The 16,535-nt window shown below is 73.2% G+C and carries 13 protein-coding genes; all 13 read left to right on the top strand.

What is annotated here, in order from left to right:
- Positions 1–6: 6 nt before the first annotated feature.
- Entirely contained in the window at positions 7–852 is an 846-nt protein-coding gene (gene hisG / locus GMA12_RS13790) for an ATP phosphoribosyltransferase (protein ID WP_156270036.1), read from the top strand.
- A 43-nt stretch (positions 853–895) separates the two neighbouring features.
- On the top strand, positions 896–1,660 hold the full coding sequence (hisF, locus tag GMA12_RS13795; protein WP_162459868.1) for an imidazole glycerol phosphate synthase subunit HisF: 765 nt from the start codon (positions 896–898) through the stop codon (positions 1,658–1,660).
- A gap of 178 nt (positions 1,661–1,838) precedes the next feature.
- Positions 1,839–2,018 (top strand): hypothetical protein, encoded by a 180-nt coding sequence (locus GMA12_RS13800; RefSeq protein WP_156270037.1) that lies wholly within the window; start codon positions 1,839–1,841, stop codon positions 2,016–2,018.
- Between the two features lie 223 nt (positions 2,019–2,241).
- Entirely contained in the window at positions 2,242–2,622 is a 381-nt protein-coding gene (gene hisI / locus GMA12_RS13805) for a phosphoribosyl-AMP cyclohydrolase (protein ID WP_156270038.1), read from the top strand.
- A gap of 50 nt (positions 2,623–2,672) precedes the next feature.
- On the top strand, positions 2,673–4,271 hold the full coding sequence (locus GMA12_RS13810; RefSeq protein ID WP_156270039.1) for an anthranilate synthase component I: 1,599 nt from the start codon (positions 2,673–2,675) through the stop codon (positions 4,269–4,271).
- Positions 4,264–4,863: a Trp biosynthesis-associated membrane protein gene (locus GMA12_RS13815; protein ID WP_162459869.1), complete on the top strand. Its 600-nt coding sequence runs from the start codon at positions 4,264–4,266 to the stop codon at positions 4,861–4,863. Before GMA12_RS13810 ends, GMA12_RS13815 begins: the two co-directional genes overlap by 8 nt.
- 231 nt (positions 4,864–5,094) lie before the next feature.
- The gene (locus GMA12_RS13820; RefSeq protein ID WP_156270040.1) at positions 5,095–5,358 is read left to right on the top strand and encodes an HGxxPAAW family protein; all 264 of its coding nucleotides are present in this window, start codon (positions 5,095–5,097) and stop codon (positions 5,356–5,358) included.
- 135 nt (positions 5,359–5,493) lie between these two features.
- Positions 5,494–7,620, top strand: a complete 2,127-nt coding sequence (gene trpB / locus GMA12_RS13825; protein ID WP_156270041.1) for a tryptophan synthase subunit beta — start codon at positions 5,494–5,496, stop codon at positions 7,618–7,620.
- Positions 7,621–7,670: 50 nt separating this feature from the next.
- Positions 7,671–8,462 carry a tryptophan synthase subunit alpha gene (trpA, locus tag GMA12_RS13830; protein ID WP_156270074.1) on the top strand — a complete coding sequence of 264 codons (792 nt, stop codon included), beginning with the start codon at positions 7,671–7,673 and terminating at the stop codon, positions 8,460–8,462.
- A gap of 75 nt (positions 8,463–8,537) precedes the next feature.
- The gene (lgt, locus tag GMA12_RS13835) at positions 8,538–9,443 is read left to right on the top strand and encodes a prolipoprotein diacylglyceryl transferase (RefSeq protein ID WP_156270042.1); all 906 of its coding nucleotides are present in this window, start codon (positions 8,538–8,540) and stop codon (positions 9,441–9,443) included.
- Positions 9,444–9,724: 281 nt separating this feature from the next.
- On the top strand, positions 9,725–14,395 hold the full coding sequence (gltB, locus tag GMA12_RS13840) for a glutamate synthase large subunit (protein ID WP_156270043.1): 4,671 nt from the start codon (positions 9,725–9,727) through the stop codon (positions 14,393–14,395).
- Complete coding sequence (locus tag GMA12_RS13845; RefSeq protein WP_162459871.1) at positions 14,388–15,851, top strand: glutamate synthase subunit beta; 1,464 nt, start codon at positions 14,388–14,390, stop codon at positions 15,849–15,851. Before gltB ends, GMA12_RS13845 begins: the two co-directional genes overlap by 8 nt.
- A gap of 300 nt (positions 15,852–16,151) precedes the next feature.
- On the top strand, positions 16,152–16,535 hold a 384-nt coding region (locus tag GMA12_RS13850), incomplete at its 3' end, for a pyruvate kinase (RefSeq protein ID WP_240898840.1).

The following is a 16,535-nucleotide window of genomic DNA, read 5'->3' on the forward strand; positions in this document are numbered from 1 at the left end:
TCCCCCATGCTGCGTGTCGCAGTGCCCAACAAGGGCGCCCTGTCCGAAGCCGCCGTCACCATGCTCAAGGAGGCCGGGTACCGGCAGCGCCGGGACTCCCGCGAGCTGGTGCTCGTGGACCCCGAGGCCAACATCGAGTTCTTCTACCTGCGCCCGCGCGACATCGCCGTGTACGTGGGCGGGGGCACCCTCGACGTCGGGATCACCGGCCGTGACCTGCTGCTGGACTCCGGCGCGCACGCGGACGAGGACCTGGCCCTGGACTTCGCCCGCTCCACCTTCCGCTTCGCCGGCCCCGCCGGCCGGTACTCCTCGATCGCCGAGCTGGCCGGCAAGCGCATCGCCACCAGCTACGACGGGCTGCTGCGGGACTACCTGGCCGAGCGCGGCGTGGACGCCTCGGTGGTGCGCCTGGACGGGGCGGTGGAGTCCTCCATCCGGCTGGGCGTGGCCGACGCGATCGCCGACGTGGTGGAGACCGGCAACACGCTGCGCGCCGCGGGGCTGCAGGTGTTCGGGGAGCCGATCATGACCTCCGAGGCGCTGCTGATCCGCAGCCGCCGGGCGGAGGAGCCCGAGGGGCTGTCCGTGCTGCGCCGCCGCCTGCAGGGCGTGCTCGTGGCCCGGCAGTACGTGATGATGGACTACGACGTCGCCGAGGAGCTCGTCGAGGCCGCCACCCGGATCACCCCCGGCATGGAGGGCCCCACCATCTCCCGGCTCGGGCGCGGCAACGCGTGGGCCGTGCGCGCCATGGTCCCGAAGTCGGAGACCAACAAGGTGATGGACGCCCTCTACGACGTCGGTGCGCGCGCCATCCTGGTCTCCCCGATCCAGGCCGCCCGCATCTGACCGCTTTCCCCCCGTCCCCACCGCAGCCGAGGAGGTCCCGCCCGTGGGCGTTGCCGTACGTGTCATCCCGTGCCTGGACGTCGACGCCGGGCGCGTCGTCAAGGGTGTGAACTTCGAGAACCTGCGCGACGCCGGGGACCCGGTCGAGCTGGCCAAGCGCTACAACCAGGCCGGCGCGGACGAGCTGACGTTCCTCGACGTCACGGCGTCCTCGGCGGCCCGCGCCACGACCTTCGACGTGGTCTCCCGCACCGCCGAGGAGGTCTTCATCCCGCTGACGGTGGGCGGCGGCGTGCGCGCGGTCGCCGACGTCGACCGGCTGCTGCGCTGCGGGGCGGACAAGGCGTCGATCAACACCGCGGCGGTCGCCCGGCCCGAGGTGATCGACGAGATCACCGGGCACTTCGGCAGCCAGGTGCTGGTGCTCTCCCTCGACGCCCGCCGCACGGGCAACACCCCCTCCGGCTTCGAGGTCACCACCCACGGCGGGCGCACCCTCACGGGCCTCGACGCCCTCGAGTGGGCACGGGAGGCCGAGGACCGCGGGGTGGGGGAGATCCTGCTCAACTCCATGGACGCGGACGGCACCCAGGAGGGTTTCGACCTGGAGATGATCCGGGCCGTGCGCGCCCGGGTGCACGTGCCGCTCATCGCCTCGGGCGGGGCCGGGGCCCCGGAGCACTTCCCGCCGGCCGTGGAGGCCGGGGCCGACGCCGTGCTGGCGGCCTCGATCTTCCACTTCGGGCCGGTGCACGCCATCGCCGAGGTCAAGGACGCCCTGCGCTCGGCGGGCCACGAGGTCCGCTGAACGGTCCTGCCCGCCCGCGCCGAGGTCGCAGCCGTCGGCCACCGGAGCGGCGTCCGGCGCCGTCGGCCGCCACCTCGCGGGAGGTGAGGGTGCCCGTAGCCGTGGGCCGGTGCCGGGCGTACAGTCGGCAGTGAGCTGACGACAGTCGCTCGACAGGCCGACCGCGAAGGAGTCCACCGTGGGACTGAACAGCATCATCAGGAGCTTCACCGGACGGGGGGCCGGCGGCACCACCGGCCGGGCCGCCGGGGGCCGCCGGGCCACCCGCGGCATGAACGCCGCCGGGCAGGCCGGCGCCGGCCGGAACACCGGGCGCAGCCTCGGGGGCCGGCTGCGGGGTCTGCTCAACCGCCGCTGACCGCCGCCGGGCGCGGCCGGTCACCGCTGACCGCCGCGCCGACCGAGCCGGGCACCCGCAGGGGTGCCCGGCTCCGCGCGTGTCCGGCCCGTCCCGTCGAACCGGCCGCACCCCCGCGCGGGCGCCGCGTCCGGGGCGGGTCGACCCGGGGACGGGCAGCCGGGGCCTGCGGCGGTCGGCACCGGGGAGCCGTCCCCCGGGACGGGTCGATAGGATGGGGGCGATGAACCAGCAGAGCCCCGCACCCGGAACCGACGTCCTCGACCCCGCCGTGGCGGCGCGCCTCAAGCGGGACCCGGCCGGTCTCGTGGCCGCCGTGGTCCAGCAGCACGACACCAAGGAGGTGCTGATGCTGGGCTGGATGGACGACGAGGCCCTGCGCCGCACCCTCGCGGAGGGCCGCGTGACGTTCTGGTCCCGGTCCCGCCAGGAGTACTGGCGCAAGGGCGACACCTCCGGGCACGTCCAGCGCGTGCACCGCGTGAGCCTGGACTGCGACGGCGACGCCCTGCTCGTGCAGGTCGACCAGACCGGCGCCGCCTGCCACACCGGCACCCGCAGCTGCTTCGACGGACGCGACCTCGGCGCCGCCGCCGCCGTCTGAGCCGCACCCCCGCTCTCCCCGTCCGCCACCAGGAAGTCAGGTCGACACCCATGCAGGACCTGGGCACCATCAGCCCCACCCTCGACGAGTTCCGCGCGCTCGCCGCGAAGCACCGCGTCATCCCCGTGCGCGTCAAGATCCTCGCGGACGCCGTGACCCCGATCGGTCTCTACCGCGCCCTCGCGCTCGAGGACGGCGCCGCCCGTCCCGGCACGTTCCTCATGGAGTCCGCGGCCGAAGGCGGGGTCTGGTCCCGCTACTCGTTCGTCGGCGCGAACTCCCGGGCCACCCTGACCGCCAAGGACGGGCAGGCCCACTGGATCGGCCGGGCGCCCGCCGGCGTGCCCACCGGGGGCAGCCCGGTCGAGGCGCTGCGGGACACCATGGCGCTACTGCACACCGAGCGCTTCGAGGACGTCCCCCCGCTGACCTCCGGACTCGTCGGCTTCGTGGGCTGGGAGGCCGTGCGCCGCTGGGAGAAGCTCCCGCACCCGCCCGAGGACGACCTGCGCCTGCCCGAGCTGGCCATGAACCTCGTCTCCGACATCGCCGTCCACGACAACACCGACGGCACCGTCATGCTCGTGGCCAACGCCATCAACTTCGACGACACCGACGAGCGCGTCGACGAGGCCTGGGCGGACGCCGTGGAGCGGGTGCACGCGATGCTCGAGAAGCTCACCCGGCCGCTGGACCACGTCACCGCCTCGACGCTCACCGGCACCGACGAGATCCGCGGAGATCTCGAGGCCAAGGTCGCCCAGAGCTGGGACCGCACGCTGTTCATGAACTCCATCGTGGAGGGCAAGAAGGCGATCGTGGACGGGGACATCTTCCAGGTCGTGGTCTCCCGCCGCTTCGAGACGGAGTGCACGGCCGACTCCCTCGACGTCTACCGCATGCTGCGGGCGATCAACCCCAGCCCCTACATGTACCTGTACAGCTTCGAGGACGCCGACGGGCGGCCCTTCTCGATCGTGGGCTCCTCGCCGGAGGCGCTCGTGACCGTGACCGGGGACCAGGCGGTCACCCACCCCATCGCCGGGTCCCGCCCCCGCGGCCGCACCGTGGAGGAGGACCTCGCCCTCGAGCGGGACCTGCTCCAGGACGAGAAGGAGCGCTCCGAGCACCTCATGCTCGTGGACCTCGCCCGCAACGACATCTCCAAGATCGCCGTCCCGGGCTCCGTGGAGGTCACCGAGTTCATGGAGGTCGAGCGCTTCAGCCACATCATGCACCTGTGCTCCAACGTCGTCGGGCGGATGCGCCCGGACGCCACCGCCTACGACGTCCTCGCCGCGACCTTCCCCGCCGGCACCCTCTCCGGCGCCCCCAAGCCGCGCGCCCTGCGCCTGCTCGACGAGTACGAGCCGCTGCGCCGGGCCGTCTACGGCGGGGTGGTCGGCTACCTGGACTTCGCCGGGGACATGGACATGGCCATCGCCATCCGCACCGCCCTGCTCGTGGACGGCAAGGCCTACGTCCAGGCCGGCGGCGGCATCGTGGCCGACTCGGACCCCGAGACCGAGGCCCTCGAGTCCCTGAACAAGGCCACCGCCCCGCTGCGCGCGGTCCTGCTCGCCGAGCGGCTGCACGAGCTCGACCTCGAGCGCACGGCCGTCCCGGGAGCCGGTGCCGGACGTGGCTGAGGCCACGGCGTCCCGGCGCGCGCGGCTCTCCCGCCGGTCCACGGTGGTGCTGGCCACGCTGGTCGCCGCGCTCGCGGTCTTCGCCTGCTCGGCGGCCACGTGGGTCTCCGCGACGGTGCAGACCACGCTCGAGCCCGTCACCGTGGACGTCGCCGGCTCCGACGCCGCCCCCGCGGTCACCGCCCTGGGCCTGGTCGCGGCCGCCGGCGCCCTCACCACGGCCATCTCCGGGCGCGTGCTGCGCTCCGTGGTGTCCGTGGTGGTGGTCCTGGCCGGGCTGGGCGCCCTGGCCGCGACCGTGGCCGTGCTGACGGACCCGGCCGGCGCCGCGCAGACCACGGTGGGGGAGTCCACGGGCATGGTCAACGCCGGCGGCGAGTTCGCCCTGACCCTCTGGCCGTGGCTCGCCGCGGCCGCGGCCGTGCTGGTCACCCTGTGCGGCGCGTGGTCCCTGGCGGCGGGACGGTCCTGGACCACGGCCCGGCGCTACGAGCGCACCGGCACGGAGACGGCCCCGGGCGCGACCGCCGGACGCGGGGACGAGATCGACTCCTGGGACGCCCTCACGGAGGGGCGCGACCCCACCGCCTGAGCACCGGCCCACGGCCGGCGCCGCGAGCGGTCGCGGGCCGGTGCCGCGGCCCGGCCACGGGGAGCGGGGCCGGGCGCACCGGGCACCGCGCCCGGCCCCGCGGCGCGTGCGCGTCCCCGGCCGCGGGGTGGCACAATGGAGCGAGACAGACTGTCAGCAAGCGCCGCGCCCCGCCGGGGCCCGGCGAGCGGGGCCGGCCGGCCCCGGCAGGGATATCGGGAGTGCAGGAACATGGCAAACGGCAACGAGATCGTCCTCGACCACACGGGCTTCGTGGGGCACGGCAACACCCTGGCCGCCTGGGTGACCATCGGCATCATGTCCGTGGGCGTCATCGTCGGCGTCGTGGGCTTCACCGTGGGCAACACCCCCGTGCTGATCGTCGGCATCGGCCTCGTCGTCGTCGGCCTGATCGCCGGTGCCGTGCTCCGCTCCATGGGCCACGGGGCCGGCTCCGAGCAGCGCAAGCACGAGGCCCACAACCACCAGGGCTGAGCCCGCGCCGGCACGGCCGGCGCCGCGCAGCACCGGTCACCGCCGGGCGGCCCCGCGGGGCCAGCGCCCGGCATGCCGGCCCGGCCCCCGCAGCACGCAGAGAGGCGGCCGCCGCCGCCGAGAGGACAGGAATCCATGTCGCAACAGAGCACCGGGACGGTCCTGGACGCCATCATCGAGGGCGTCCGCGCCGACCTGGCCGAGCGCCGGGAACGCGTGGGCCTCGACGAGCTCCGCGCCGCCGCCGCCCAGCGGCCGCCGGCGCTGGACGCCGAGTCCGCCCTGCGCGGGCCCGGCCCGGACGCCGTGCAGATCATCGCCGAGGTCAAGCGCGCCAGCCCGTCCAAGGGCGCCCTGGCCCCGATCGCCGACCCCGCCCTGCTCGCCGCCGGCTACGAGCGCGGCGGGGCCTCCGTCATCTCCGTGCTCACCGAGCAGCGCCGCTTCAACGGCTCCCTGGCCGACCTCGACGCCGTGCGCGCGGCCGTGGGGGTGCCGGTGCTGCGCAAGGACTTCACGGTCGACGAGTACCAGATCTGGGAGGCGCGGGCGCACGGAGCCGACCTGGTGCTGCTGATCGTGGCCGCCCTCACCGACGAGCAGCTGCGCCGCTTCCTGGACCTCACCCACGAGCTGGGCATGCACGCCCTCGTGGAGACGCACACCCCCGAGGAGATCGAGCGCGCCGTGGCGGTGGGCGCCCGCATCGTGGGCGTCAACGTGCGCAACCTCAAGACCCTCGACACCGACGTCGAGACCTTCGGCCGGCTGGCCGGCCTGCTGCCGCAGGACGCGGTGCTCGTGGCCGAGTCCGGCGTGGAGGGCGAGGAGCAGATCGAGCTGTACGCCTCCCACGGGGCGAAGGCCGTGCTGGTCGGCGAGGCGCTCGTGCGCAGCGCCGACGCCGCGGCCACCATCGCCGGCTTCCGCACCGCCGGTGCCGCGGCCCGTGCCCGCCGGCACGTCCCGGACGCCGAGGCGGAGTCCGTCGCCGCGCGGGCCGCGTCGCTGCGCGAGGCCCCGGGCCCCTACTTCGGGGACTTCGGCGGGCGCTGGATGCCCGAGTCCCTGGTCGCCGCCCTGGACGAGCTGACGGACACCTTCGAGAAGGCCAAGGCGGACCCCGAGTTCACCGCGGAGTTCCAGCGTCTTTCCCGCGACTACTCCGGACGCCCCTCCCTGCTCACCGAGGCCCACCGCTTCGGCGCCGAGGCCGGGTGCCGGGTCCTCCTCAAGCGCGAGGACCTCAACCACACGGGCTCGCACAAGATCAACAACGTGCTCGGCCAGGCCCTGCTCGCCCGCCGGATGGGCAAGACCCGGCTGATCGCCGAGACCGGCGCCGGCCAGCACGGGGTCGCCTCCGCGACCGCGGCCGCGCTGTTCGGCATGGAGTGCGTGGTCTACATGGGGGAGGAGGACACCCGCCGGCAGGCCCTCAACGTGGCCCGGATGGAGCTGCTGGGCGCCACCGTGGTGCCCGTGACCAACGGCTCCCGCACGCTCAAGGACGCCATCAACGAGGCCCTGCGGGACTGGGTCGCCTCCGTCGAGCACACCCACTACCTGCTCGGCACCGCGGCCGGACCCTACCCGTTCCCCGCGATGGTGCGCTACTTCCACGAGCAGATCGGGGAGGAGGCCCGCGCCCAGGTCCTGCAGCAGACCGGGCGCCTGCCGGACGCGGTGGCGGCCTGCGTGGGCGGCGGCTCCAACGCCATCGGCATCTTCCACGGCTTCCTGGACGACCCCTCGGTGGAGCTCTACGGGCTCGAGGCCGGCGGGGACGGCGTGGAGACCGGCCGGCACGCCGCCACCATCTCCCTGGGCCGGCCCGGGGTGCTGCACGGGGCCCGGACGTACCTGATGCAGGACGAGGACGGCCAGACCCTGGAGTCCCACTCCATCTCCGCCGGCCTGGACTACCCGGCCGTCGGCCCGGAGCACTCCTACCTGCACGACATCGGGCGGGCCCGCTACGAGGCGATCACCGACACCGAGGCGATGGACGCGTTCCGGCGGCTGTGCCGCACCGAGGGCATCATCCCCGCGATCGAGACGTCCCACGCCCTGGCCGGGGCGCTGAAGATCGGCCGGCGCTGGGTCGAGGAGCTGGGCGCGGAGGCCGCCGCCGAGAAGATCATCGTCGTCTCCCTCTCCGGGCGCGGCGACAAGGACGTGGCCACGGCCGCGGAATGGTTCGGGATGCTCCCGGACGACAGCGCCGAGGCGGAGCTCGGCGAGAAGGGCGAGCGACTGTGAGCACCACCCACCCCGGCGCCGACCTGGCCTCCCGCATCCTGCCCGCCGACCTGGGCAGCAACCCCGACTCCCGGCTCGCCGCACGCATCGCCGCCTGCCGGGAGCAGGGCCGGCCCGCGCTCGTGGGCTACCTGCCCGCGGGCTTCCCCACGGTCGAGGAGTCCGTGGAGGCGGCGGTGGCCCTGGGCCGCAACGGCGCGGACGTCATCGAGATCGGCATCCCCTACTCGGACCCGGTCATGGACGGGCCCGTCATCCAGCACGCGACGACGACGGCCCTGGCCAACGGCTTCCGGGTCGCGGACGTCTTCCGCGTGGTCCGGGCGGTCGCCGAGCGCACCGACGCCGTGCCCGTGGTGATGACCTACTGGAACCCCGTCCTGCAGATGGGCGTGGACACCTTCGCCGAGCGGCTCGCCGAGGCCGGGGGCGCGGGGATCATCACCCCGGACCTCATCCCCGACGAGGCCGCCGAGTGGTTCGCCGCCTCCCAGGCGCACGGCCTGGACCGGATCTTCCTGGCCGCCCCCTCCTCCTCGCGCGAGCGCCTGGACCTGGTGGCCAAGGCCGCCAGCGGCTTCGTCTACGCCGTCTCCGTGATGGGCGTGACCGGGGCCCGGGACGCCGTCTCCGACGTCGCCGAGCAGCTCGTGGCCGACACCCGTGCCGCCGGCGCGCAGCACGTGTGCGTGGGGCTGGGCGTCTCCCGCCGGGCCCACGTGGAGGAGATCGGGGCCTACGCGGACGGGGTCATCGTGGGCACCGCCCTCGTGAAGGCCCTGGCCGACGGCGGCCCCGAGGCCGTGGGCGCCCTGACCCGCGAGCTCGCCGGTCTGGCCTGATAGCGTGACGGGGCGGAGCGGCCCGGACCGGGCCCCCGCCCCTCCCCACGTCCCCACGAGCCGAGGCCCCACCCCATGCTGCTGAGCGCCGCCACCCCCGTCCTGCTGAGCGTCCCCGTCCGGCAGGGCATCCCCTCCCCGGACTGGTCGGGCTTCTCGCTCGGACCGCTGACCGTGCACGCCTACGCCCTGTGCATCCTCGCCGGGATCGCCGCGGCGCTGTGGCTGACCCTGCGCCGCTGGAGGGCCCTCGGGCTGGACCCGGAGATCGTGTGGGACGTCGTGATGTGGGCGGTGCCCGCCGGGATCGTCGGCGCCCGGGCGTACCACGTGCTGATCACCGACCCGGCCGGCTACTTCGGCCCGGGCGCGGACCCCGTGGACGCGCTGCGGATCTGGGAGGGCGGGCTCGGCATCATGGGCGCGGTGGCCTTCGGCGCGGCGGCCGCGTGGTGGGTGTGCCGCCGGCACGGGGTGTCCCTGGCCGTGTTCGCCGACGCCGCGGCCCCGGGGCTGCTCCTGGCCCAGGCGATCGGGCGCTGGGGCAACTGGTTCAACCAGGAGCTCTTCGGCCGCCCCACCACCCTGCCCTGGGGGCTGGAGATCGACCCGGCCAGTGCCAACTTCCCCGCCGGGCTGCCCGCCGACACCCTCTTCCACCCCACGTTCCTCTACGAGTCCCTGTGGAACGTGGCCGGCGTGGTGCTGCTGCTGGCCCTGGACCGGCGGTTCCGCCTGGACGGCGGCCGGCTGTTCGCCCTGTACCTGGTCCACTACGGGCTGGGCCGGATGCTGATCGAGCTGTTCCTGCGGATCGACCCCTCCCTGATGGTGCTGGGGCTGCGGGTGCACGTGTGGACCTCGCTGGGCGTGCTCCTGCTGGGACTGGCGCTGTTCGCGGTGGTCACCGTGCGCCGCCGGCGCGCCCGGGACGGCGCCGCACAGGCCGCGCGGACCTGGTACCGCGGATCGGCCCCGTGATACCGCGGCGGGTCCGGGAGTTTTCAGACTTGTAACATCGGGGTGCTAGATTTCACTGGCGCACGACCGGGGACGGGTGAACCACGCCTTCCGCTCCTGCGCACGCCAGAGCGTCCAACGTCGGACCTTCCTGGAACGGGGCCCTTCCGCCGCCCGGCACCACCTCGACCACCGTTCGAGGACGCCGACGGCAGCTCACGAACCGGCGGCACCTCCCGACCGGAGCTCTGCCGCGGGGGCCGCTCCTGCTGACCACATCTCATGGTGAGGAGACGTCTGTCATGACTTCTACCCCCGCCGGCACCCCCGGTGACAATTCCGACCAGCACGGCACGGACCCGCGTCCGGCCGACCCGGCCGAGATCGCCGAGGACCAGGCGACGTCGCCGTTCGAGCAGTTCTCGAACGCGCCCGAGGAGCAGGGCCTCTACCACCCGGACGAGGAGAAGGACGCGTGCGGGCTCGCCGTGGTCGCGACCCTCAACGGCACCCCCACCCACGAGATCGTCGACGCGGCCCTGACCGCCCTGCGCAACCTGGAGCACCGCGGTGCCGTGGGCGGGGACGAGGGCACCGGGGACGGCGCCGGGCTGCTCACCCAGCTGCCCGACGCGTTCTTCCGGGCGGTCGTGGACTTCGAGCTGCCGCCCCTGGGCGGCTACGCCGTGGGCACCGCGTTCCTGCCGCACGGCGGGGTGAACGCGGAGCAGATCCAGGCCGCGCTCGAGGAGCTCGCCGCCTCCGAGGAGCTGCAGGTCCTGGGCTGGCGCCCGGTCCCGGTCGCCGAGTCCGTGGTGGGCCGCTCCGCGCGCGAGGTCATGCCCTGGTTCGTCCAGCTCTTCGTGGCCGAGGCCGCCCCCGCGCCCGAGGACGAGGCCGCCCGGCGCCGCCTGGACCAGAAGGCCTTCCGGCTGCGCAAGCGCGCCCAGAACAAGGCCGGCGTGTACTTCCCCTCCCTGTCCTCGCGGACCATCGTCTACAAGGGCATGCTGACCACCCAGCAGCTGGAGCCGTTCTACCCGGACCTGGCCGACGAGCGGTTCGCCACCGAGCTGGCGATCGTGCACTCGCGCTTCTCCACCAACACGTTCCCCTCCTGGCCGCTGGCCCAGCCCATGCGCACCCTGGCGCACAACGGCGAGATCAACACCGTGAAGGGCAACCGCAACTGGATGCGCGCCCGCCAGTCGCAGCTGAAGTCCCCGCTGCTGGGCCGCAACCCCGAGGAGCTGTTCCCGATCTGCTCCGAGGGCGCCTCCGACTCCCAGTCCCTCGACGAGGTGGCCGAGCTGCTCGTGCTCTCCGGCCGGCCCGTCACCCAGGCCATGATGATGATGATCCCGGAGGCCTGGGAGAACCACGAGACCATGGACCCGGCCCGCAAGGCGTTCTACCGCTACCACGCCTCCTTCATGGAGCCGTGGGACGGTCCCGCCGCGGTCGCCTTCACCGACGGCGTCCAGGTCGGCTCGCTGCTGGACCGCAACGGCCTGCGCCCCGGACGGTTCTGGGTCACCGACGACGGGCTCGTCATCCTGGCCTCCGAGGTCGGCGTCGTCGACATCGGCGACCGCAAGGTCGTGCGCAAGGGCCGGGTGTCCCCGGGCACGATGTTCCTCGTCGACACCGCCCGCGGGCGGATCGTCGAGGACGCCGAGATCAAGGCCGAGATCGCCTCCGCGGCGCCCTGGGAGGAGTGGGCCGACGGCAACATCGTCGACATCGCCGACCTGCCCGAGCGCGAGCACATGGTCCACCCGCGCTCCTCGATCACCCTGCGCCAGAAGACCTTCGGGTACACGCAGGAGGAGCTCAAGATGATCGTGGGGCCGATGGCGGCCAAGGGCGCCGAGCCCATCTACGCCATGGGCACCGACACCCCGATCGCCGTGCTCTCCGAGAAGTCCCGCACCCTGTTCGACTACTTCGTGCAGTCCTTCGCGCAGGTCACCAACCCGCCGCTGGACGCGATCCGCGAGGAGCTGGTCACCAGCCTGCGCGGATCCGTGGGGCCGTCGGGGAACCTGCTGACCACCGAGCGGGTGCGCACCCGCCAGATCGCCCTGGACTTCCCGGTCATCGACAACGATCAGCTGGACCAGTTCCTGCACATCGAGGGCGAGGACGGGATGCCCGCCGCGCTCCGGGTGCGCGGGCTGTACCGGCCCGACGGCGGGGCCGAGTCCCTGCGCGCCCGGATCGCCGAGATCTGCGAGAAGGTCTCCGCGGCCGTGGCCCGCGGCGTGGAGTACGTCATCGTCTCGGACCGCGACTCCAACGGCGCGTGGGCGCCCATCCCGTCGCTGCTGCTCACCTCCGCGGTGCACCACCACCTGCTGCGCTCGGCCACCCGCACCAAGGTGGCGCTGATCGTGGAGGCCGGCGACGTCCGCGAGGTCCACCACGTGGCCCTGCTCATCGGCTACGGCGCCTCCGCGGTGAACCCGTACCTGGCGATGGAGTCCGCCGAGGAGCTCGTGCGCTCGGGCGACCTGACCGGGATCACCACCGAGCACGCCGTGCAGAACCTGATCAAGGCCCTGGGCAAGGGCGTGCAGAAGATCATGTCCAAGATGGGCATCTCCACGGTGTCGTCCTACTGCGGCGCCCAGGTCTTCGAGGCCCTGGGCCTGTCCCGGGAGCTGGTGGACGACTACTTCACCGGCACCCACACCCAGATCGGCGGCATCGGCCTCGGCGTCATCGCCGAGGAGACCGCCTCCCGCCACCGCCGGGCCTACCCCGCGGACGGCGTGACCGAGCCCTACCGCGACCTCGAGACCGGCGGGGAGTACGACTGGCGCCGCGACGGCCCGCCGCACCTGTTCAACCCGCAGACCGTCTTCCGGCTGCAGCACGCCACCCGCAGCGGCCGCTACGACATCTTCAAGTCCTACACGAAGCTCGTGGACGACCAGACCAAGAAGCTGCTGACCCTGCGCGGGCTGCTCGGCTTCTCCTCCGACCGCCGGCCGGTGCCGCTGGAGGAGGTCGAGCCCGTCAGCTCGATCGTCAAGCGCTTCCAGACCGGCGCGATGAGCTACGGCTCCATCTCCCAGGAGGCGCACGAGACGCTGGCCATCGCCATGAACCGGCTCGGCGCCAAGTCCAACACCGGTGAGGGCGGCGAGGACGTCGAGCGGCTGCTCGACCCGGAGCGCCGCTCGGCGATCAAGCAGGTGGCCTCCGGGCGCTTCGGCGTCACGAGCCTGTACCTCACCAACGCCGACGACATCCAGATCAAGATGGCCCAGGGCGCCAAGCCCGGCGAGGGCGGCCAGCTCATGGCCCAGAAGCTCTACCCTTGGATCGCCCGGACGCGCCACTCCACCCCCGGGGTGTCGCTGATCTCCCCGCCGCCGCACCACGACATCTACTCGATCGAGGACCTGGCGCAGCTGATCTACGACCTCAAGCGCTCCAACCCGCGGGCCCGGGTGCACGTGAAGCTGGTCTCGGAGATCGGCATCGGCACGGTGGCCTCCGGCGTCACCAAGGCCAAGGCCGACGTGGTGCTCGTCTCCGGGCACGACGGCGGCACCGGCGCGGCCCCGCTGAACTCGCTCAAGCACGCCGGCGCCCCCTGGGAGCTCGGCCTCGCCGAGACCCAGCAGACGCTGATGCTCAACGGGCTGCGGGACCGGGTGGTCGTCCAGGCGGACGGGCAGATGAAGACCGGCCGCGACGTGGTCATCGCGGCGCTGCTCGGGGCGGAGGAGTTCGGCTTCGCCACGGCCCCGCTGATCGTCGAGGGCTGCATCATGATGCGCAAGTGCCACCTGGACACCTGCCCGGTGGGCGTGGCCACGCAGAACCCGGAGCTGCGCAAGCGCTTCACCGGCAAGGCCGAGCACGTGGTCAACTTCTTCGAGTTCATCGCCGAGGAGGTCCGGGAGTACCTGGCCCAGCTCGGGTTCCGCTCGATCGAGGAGGCCGTCGGGCACGCCGAGGTCCTGGAGACCAAGGCCGCGATCGAGCACTGGAAGGCCCACGGGCTGGACCTGTCCCCGATCCTGCACTCCACGGTGCTCGAGCACCGCGGCGCCGCCGTCCGCAACATGCGCGGCCAGGACCACGAGCTGGAGAAGCACTTCGACAACGAGCTCATCCGCCTGTCCCGGCCCGCCCTCGAGAAGCGGGAGCCCGTGCGGATCCAGCAGCACATCATCAACACCGACCGGGCGGTCGGCACGATGCTCGGGCACGTGGTGACGCGCACCTTCGGCACGGACCTGCTCGCCCACGACACCATCGACGTGACGCTCACCGGCCAGGCCGGGCAGTCGCTCGGCGCGTTCCTGCCGCAGGGCATCACCCTGCGGCTGGAGGGCGACGCCAACGACTACACCGGCAAGGGCCTCTCCGGCGGGCGGATCATCGTGCGCCCCGAGCGGGACGCCGTGTTCGAGGCCTCCGAGAACGTCATCGCCGGCAACGTGATCGGCTACGGCGCCACGAGCGGGGAGATCTTCCTGCGCGGCACCGTGGGCGAGCGCTTCCTGGTGCGCAACTCCGGGGCCACCGCGGTGGTCGAGGGCATCGGGGACCACGGCTGCGAGTACATGACCGGCGGCACCGCCCTGGTGCTGGGCCGCACCGGGCGCAACTTCGGCGCCGGCATGTCCGGCGGCGTCGCCTACGTCATCGACCTGGCCGAGACCTCCGTCAACAAGCAGGCCCGGGACAGCGGGGAGCTGCAGCTGCTGCCGCTGGACGAGGCCGACGCCGAGGCGGTTCTGGCGCTCATCACGAAGCACGGCGAGGAGACCGGCTCCGAGCTCTCGGACCGGCTGCTTGCCGATCCGGTGGCCACGCTGGGCCGGTTCACCAAGGTCCTGCCGCGGGAGTACGCCGCGGTGCAGGGCATCCGCGAAGAGGCCGCGACCCGGGGGCAGGACCCCGACGGCGACGAGGCCTGGCACAAGATCCTGGAGGTGACGACCCGTGGCTGATCCGCGCGGTTTTCTGAAGGTGACCGAGCGCGTCGACCGCCCCAAGCGGCCGGTGCCGGTCCGGATCATGGACTGGAAGGAGGTCCAGGAGGCCCAGGACCGGGGGGTGCTGCAGAAGCAGGCCGGCCGGTGCATGGACTGCGGCATCCCCTTCTGCCACGAGGGCTGCCCCCTGGGCAACCTGATCCCGGAGTGGAACGACCTCGTGTGGCGCGGGCTCGACGCCGAGGCGGTGGAGCGCATGCACGCCACCAACAACTTCCCGGAGTTCACCGGGCGGGTCTGCCCGGCCCCGTGCGAGTCCTCGTGCGTGCTGGGGATCAACCAGCCGGCGGTGACCATCAAGCAGATCGAGTACTCGATCGGCGAGATGGGCTTCGATGAGGGCATCATCAAGCCGTTCGTCCCGCAGCGGCTGGTCGGCAAGACCGTGGCGGTCGTGGGCTCCGGGCCCGGCGGGCTCGCCGCGGCCCAGCAACTCACCCAGGCCGGGTTCACGGTCGCCGTCTACGAGCGCGACGACCGGATCGGCGGGCTGCTGCGCTACGGCATCCCCGACTTCAAGATGGAGAAGGAGGTCCTCGACCGCCGCCTGGACGTCATGCGCGCCGAGGGCACCCGCTTCCGCCCGGGCGTGGAGATCGGCAAGGACATCACCTGGGACCAGCTCAAGCGCCGCTACGACGCGGTCGTGGTCGCCACCGGCGCCACCCGCCCGCGCGACCTGACGATCCCGGGCCGCGACCTCGAGGGCGTGCACTTCGCGATGGACTACCTGGTGCAGGCCAACCGCGTGGTGGCCGGCGACCAGGTCGAGGGACAGATCTCCGCCGAGGGCAAGCACGTCATCGTGCTCGGCGGCGGCGACACCGGCTCCGACTGCATCGGCACCGCCAACCGCCAGGGCGCCGCGTCGATCACGTCCCTGGCGATCGGGCGCAAGCCCGCCGCCGACCGCTCCGACGCCGACCCGTGGCCGATGATGCCGAAGGTCTTCGAGGTCTCCACCTCCCACGAGGAGGGCGGCGATCGGACCTACATGGCCTCGACCGTGGAGTTCGTGGGCGAGAACGGGAAGCTGACCGGGCTGAAGGTCGCCGAGACCGAGTACCTGCCCGACGGCCGCCGCGCCCCGAAGCAGGGCACGGAGAAGGTCCTGCCCACGGACCTGGTGTTCCTGGCGCTGGGCTTCACCGGCAACGAGTCCGAGGACATCACCGCGCAGATCGGCGCGGAGCTGGACGGGCGGACCAACGTGGCCCGCGACGACCAGTACATGACCAACGTGGACGGGGTGTTCTCCTGCGGCGACGCGGGCCGGGGCCAGTCCCTGGTCGTGTGGGCGATCGCCGAGGGCCGGGCCTGCGCGGCCGCCGTCGAGCGGTTCCTCACGGGCTCCACCCGCCTGCCGGCGCCGGTGGCCCCCACGGACCGGGCCATCGACCTCAGCATGTAGGTACCGGCCCACGACACGGAGCGCGGCACAAACCGCGGCACGGACCACGGCGCGGCCCGCACCCCACACCCGGGGTGCGGGCCGCGTCGTCGTCGTCGGACGGGCGCCGGCGGACGGGCGCCGGGGGAGCCGCGGCCTCGACACTGCGTGCCGCGTTGGTAGGCTGGGAACGACCTCCCCGCTCCGGGGCAGGACAACCAGGCAGAGCGGCCGGGAGCTCCGCCGCGCCCGCGCGGCGTCCCGGTCGTTCTTTCTTGTGCGTCCACCCGCGGTGACACCCCACAACCCAAGGCGGCACACATGCGACGAGCAAAGATCGTGGCCACGATCGGCCCGGCCATCTCCTCCTACGAGAACCTCTCCCAGGCGATCCGGTCGGGCATGAACGTGGCCCGGCTCAACATGAGCCACGGCGACCACTCCGTGCACGACGCGTCCTACGAGAACCTGCGCCGGGCCTCGACGGATGCCGGGCAGACCGTCGCGATCCTCGCCGACCTGCAGGGGCCCAAGATCCGGCTCGGCCGCTTCGCCGACGGCCCCCACGAGCTGCTGCCCGGCGACGAGTTCTCGATCACGGTCGAGGACGTCGAGGGCACCGCGACCTTGTGCTCCACCACCCACAAGGGCCTGCCCGGCGACGTGCACGTGGGCGACCCGCTGCTCATCGACGACGGCCGGGTC

It is taken from the genome of Kocuria sediminis, assembly GCF_009735315.1.
Lineage (GTDB): Bacteria > Actinomycetota > Actinomycetes > Actinomycetales > Micrococcaceae > Kocuria > Kocuria turfanensis.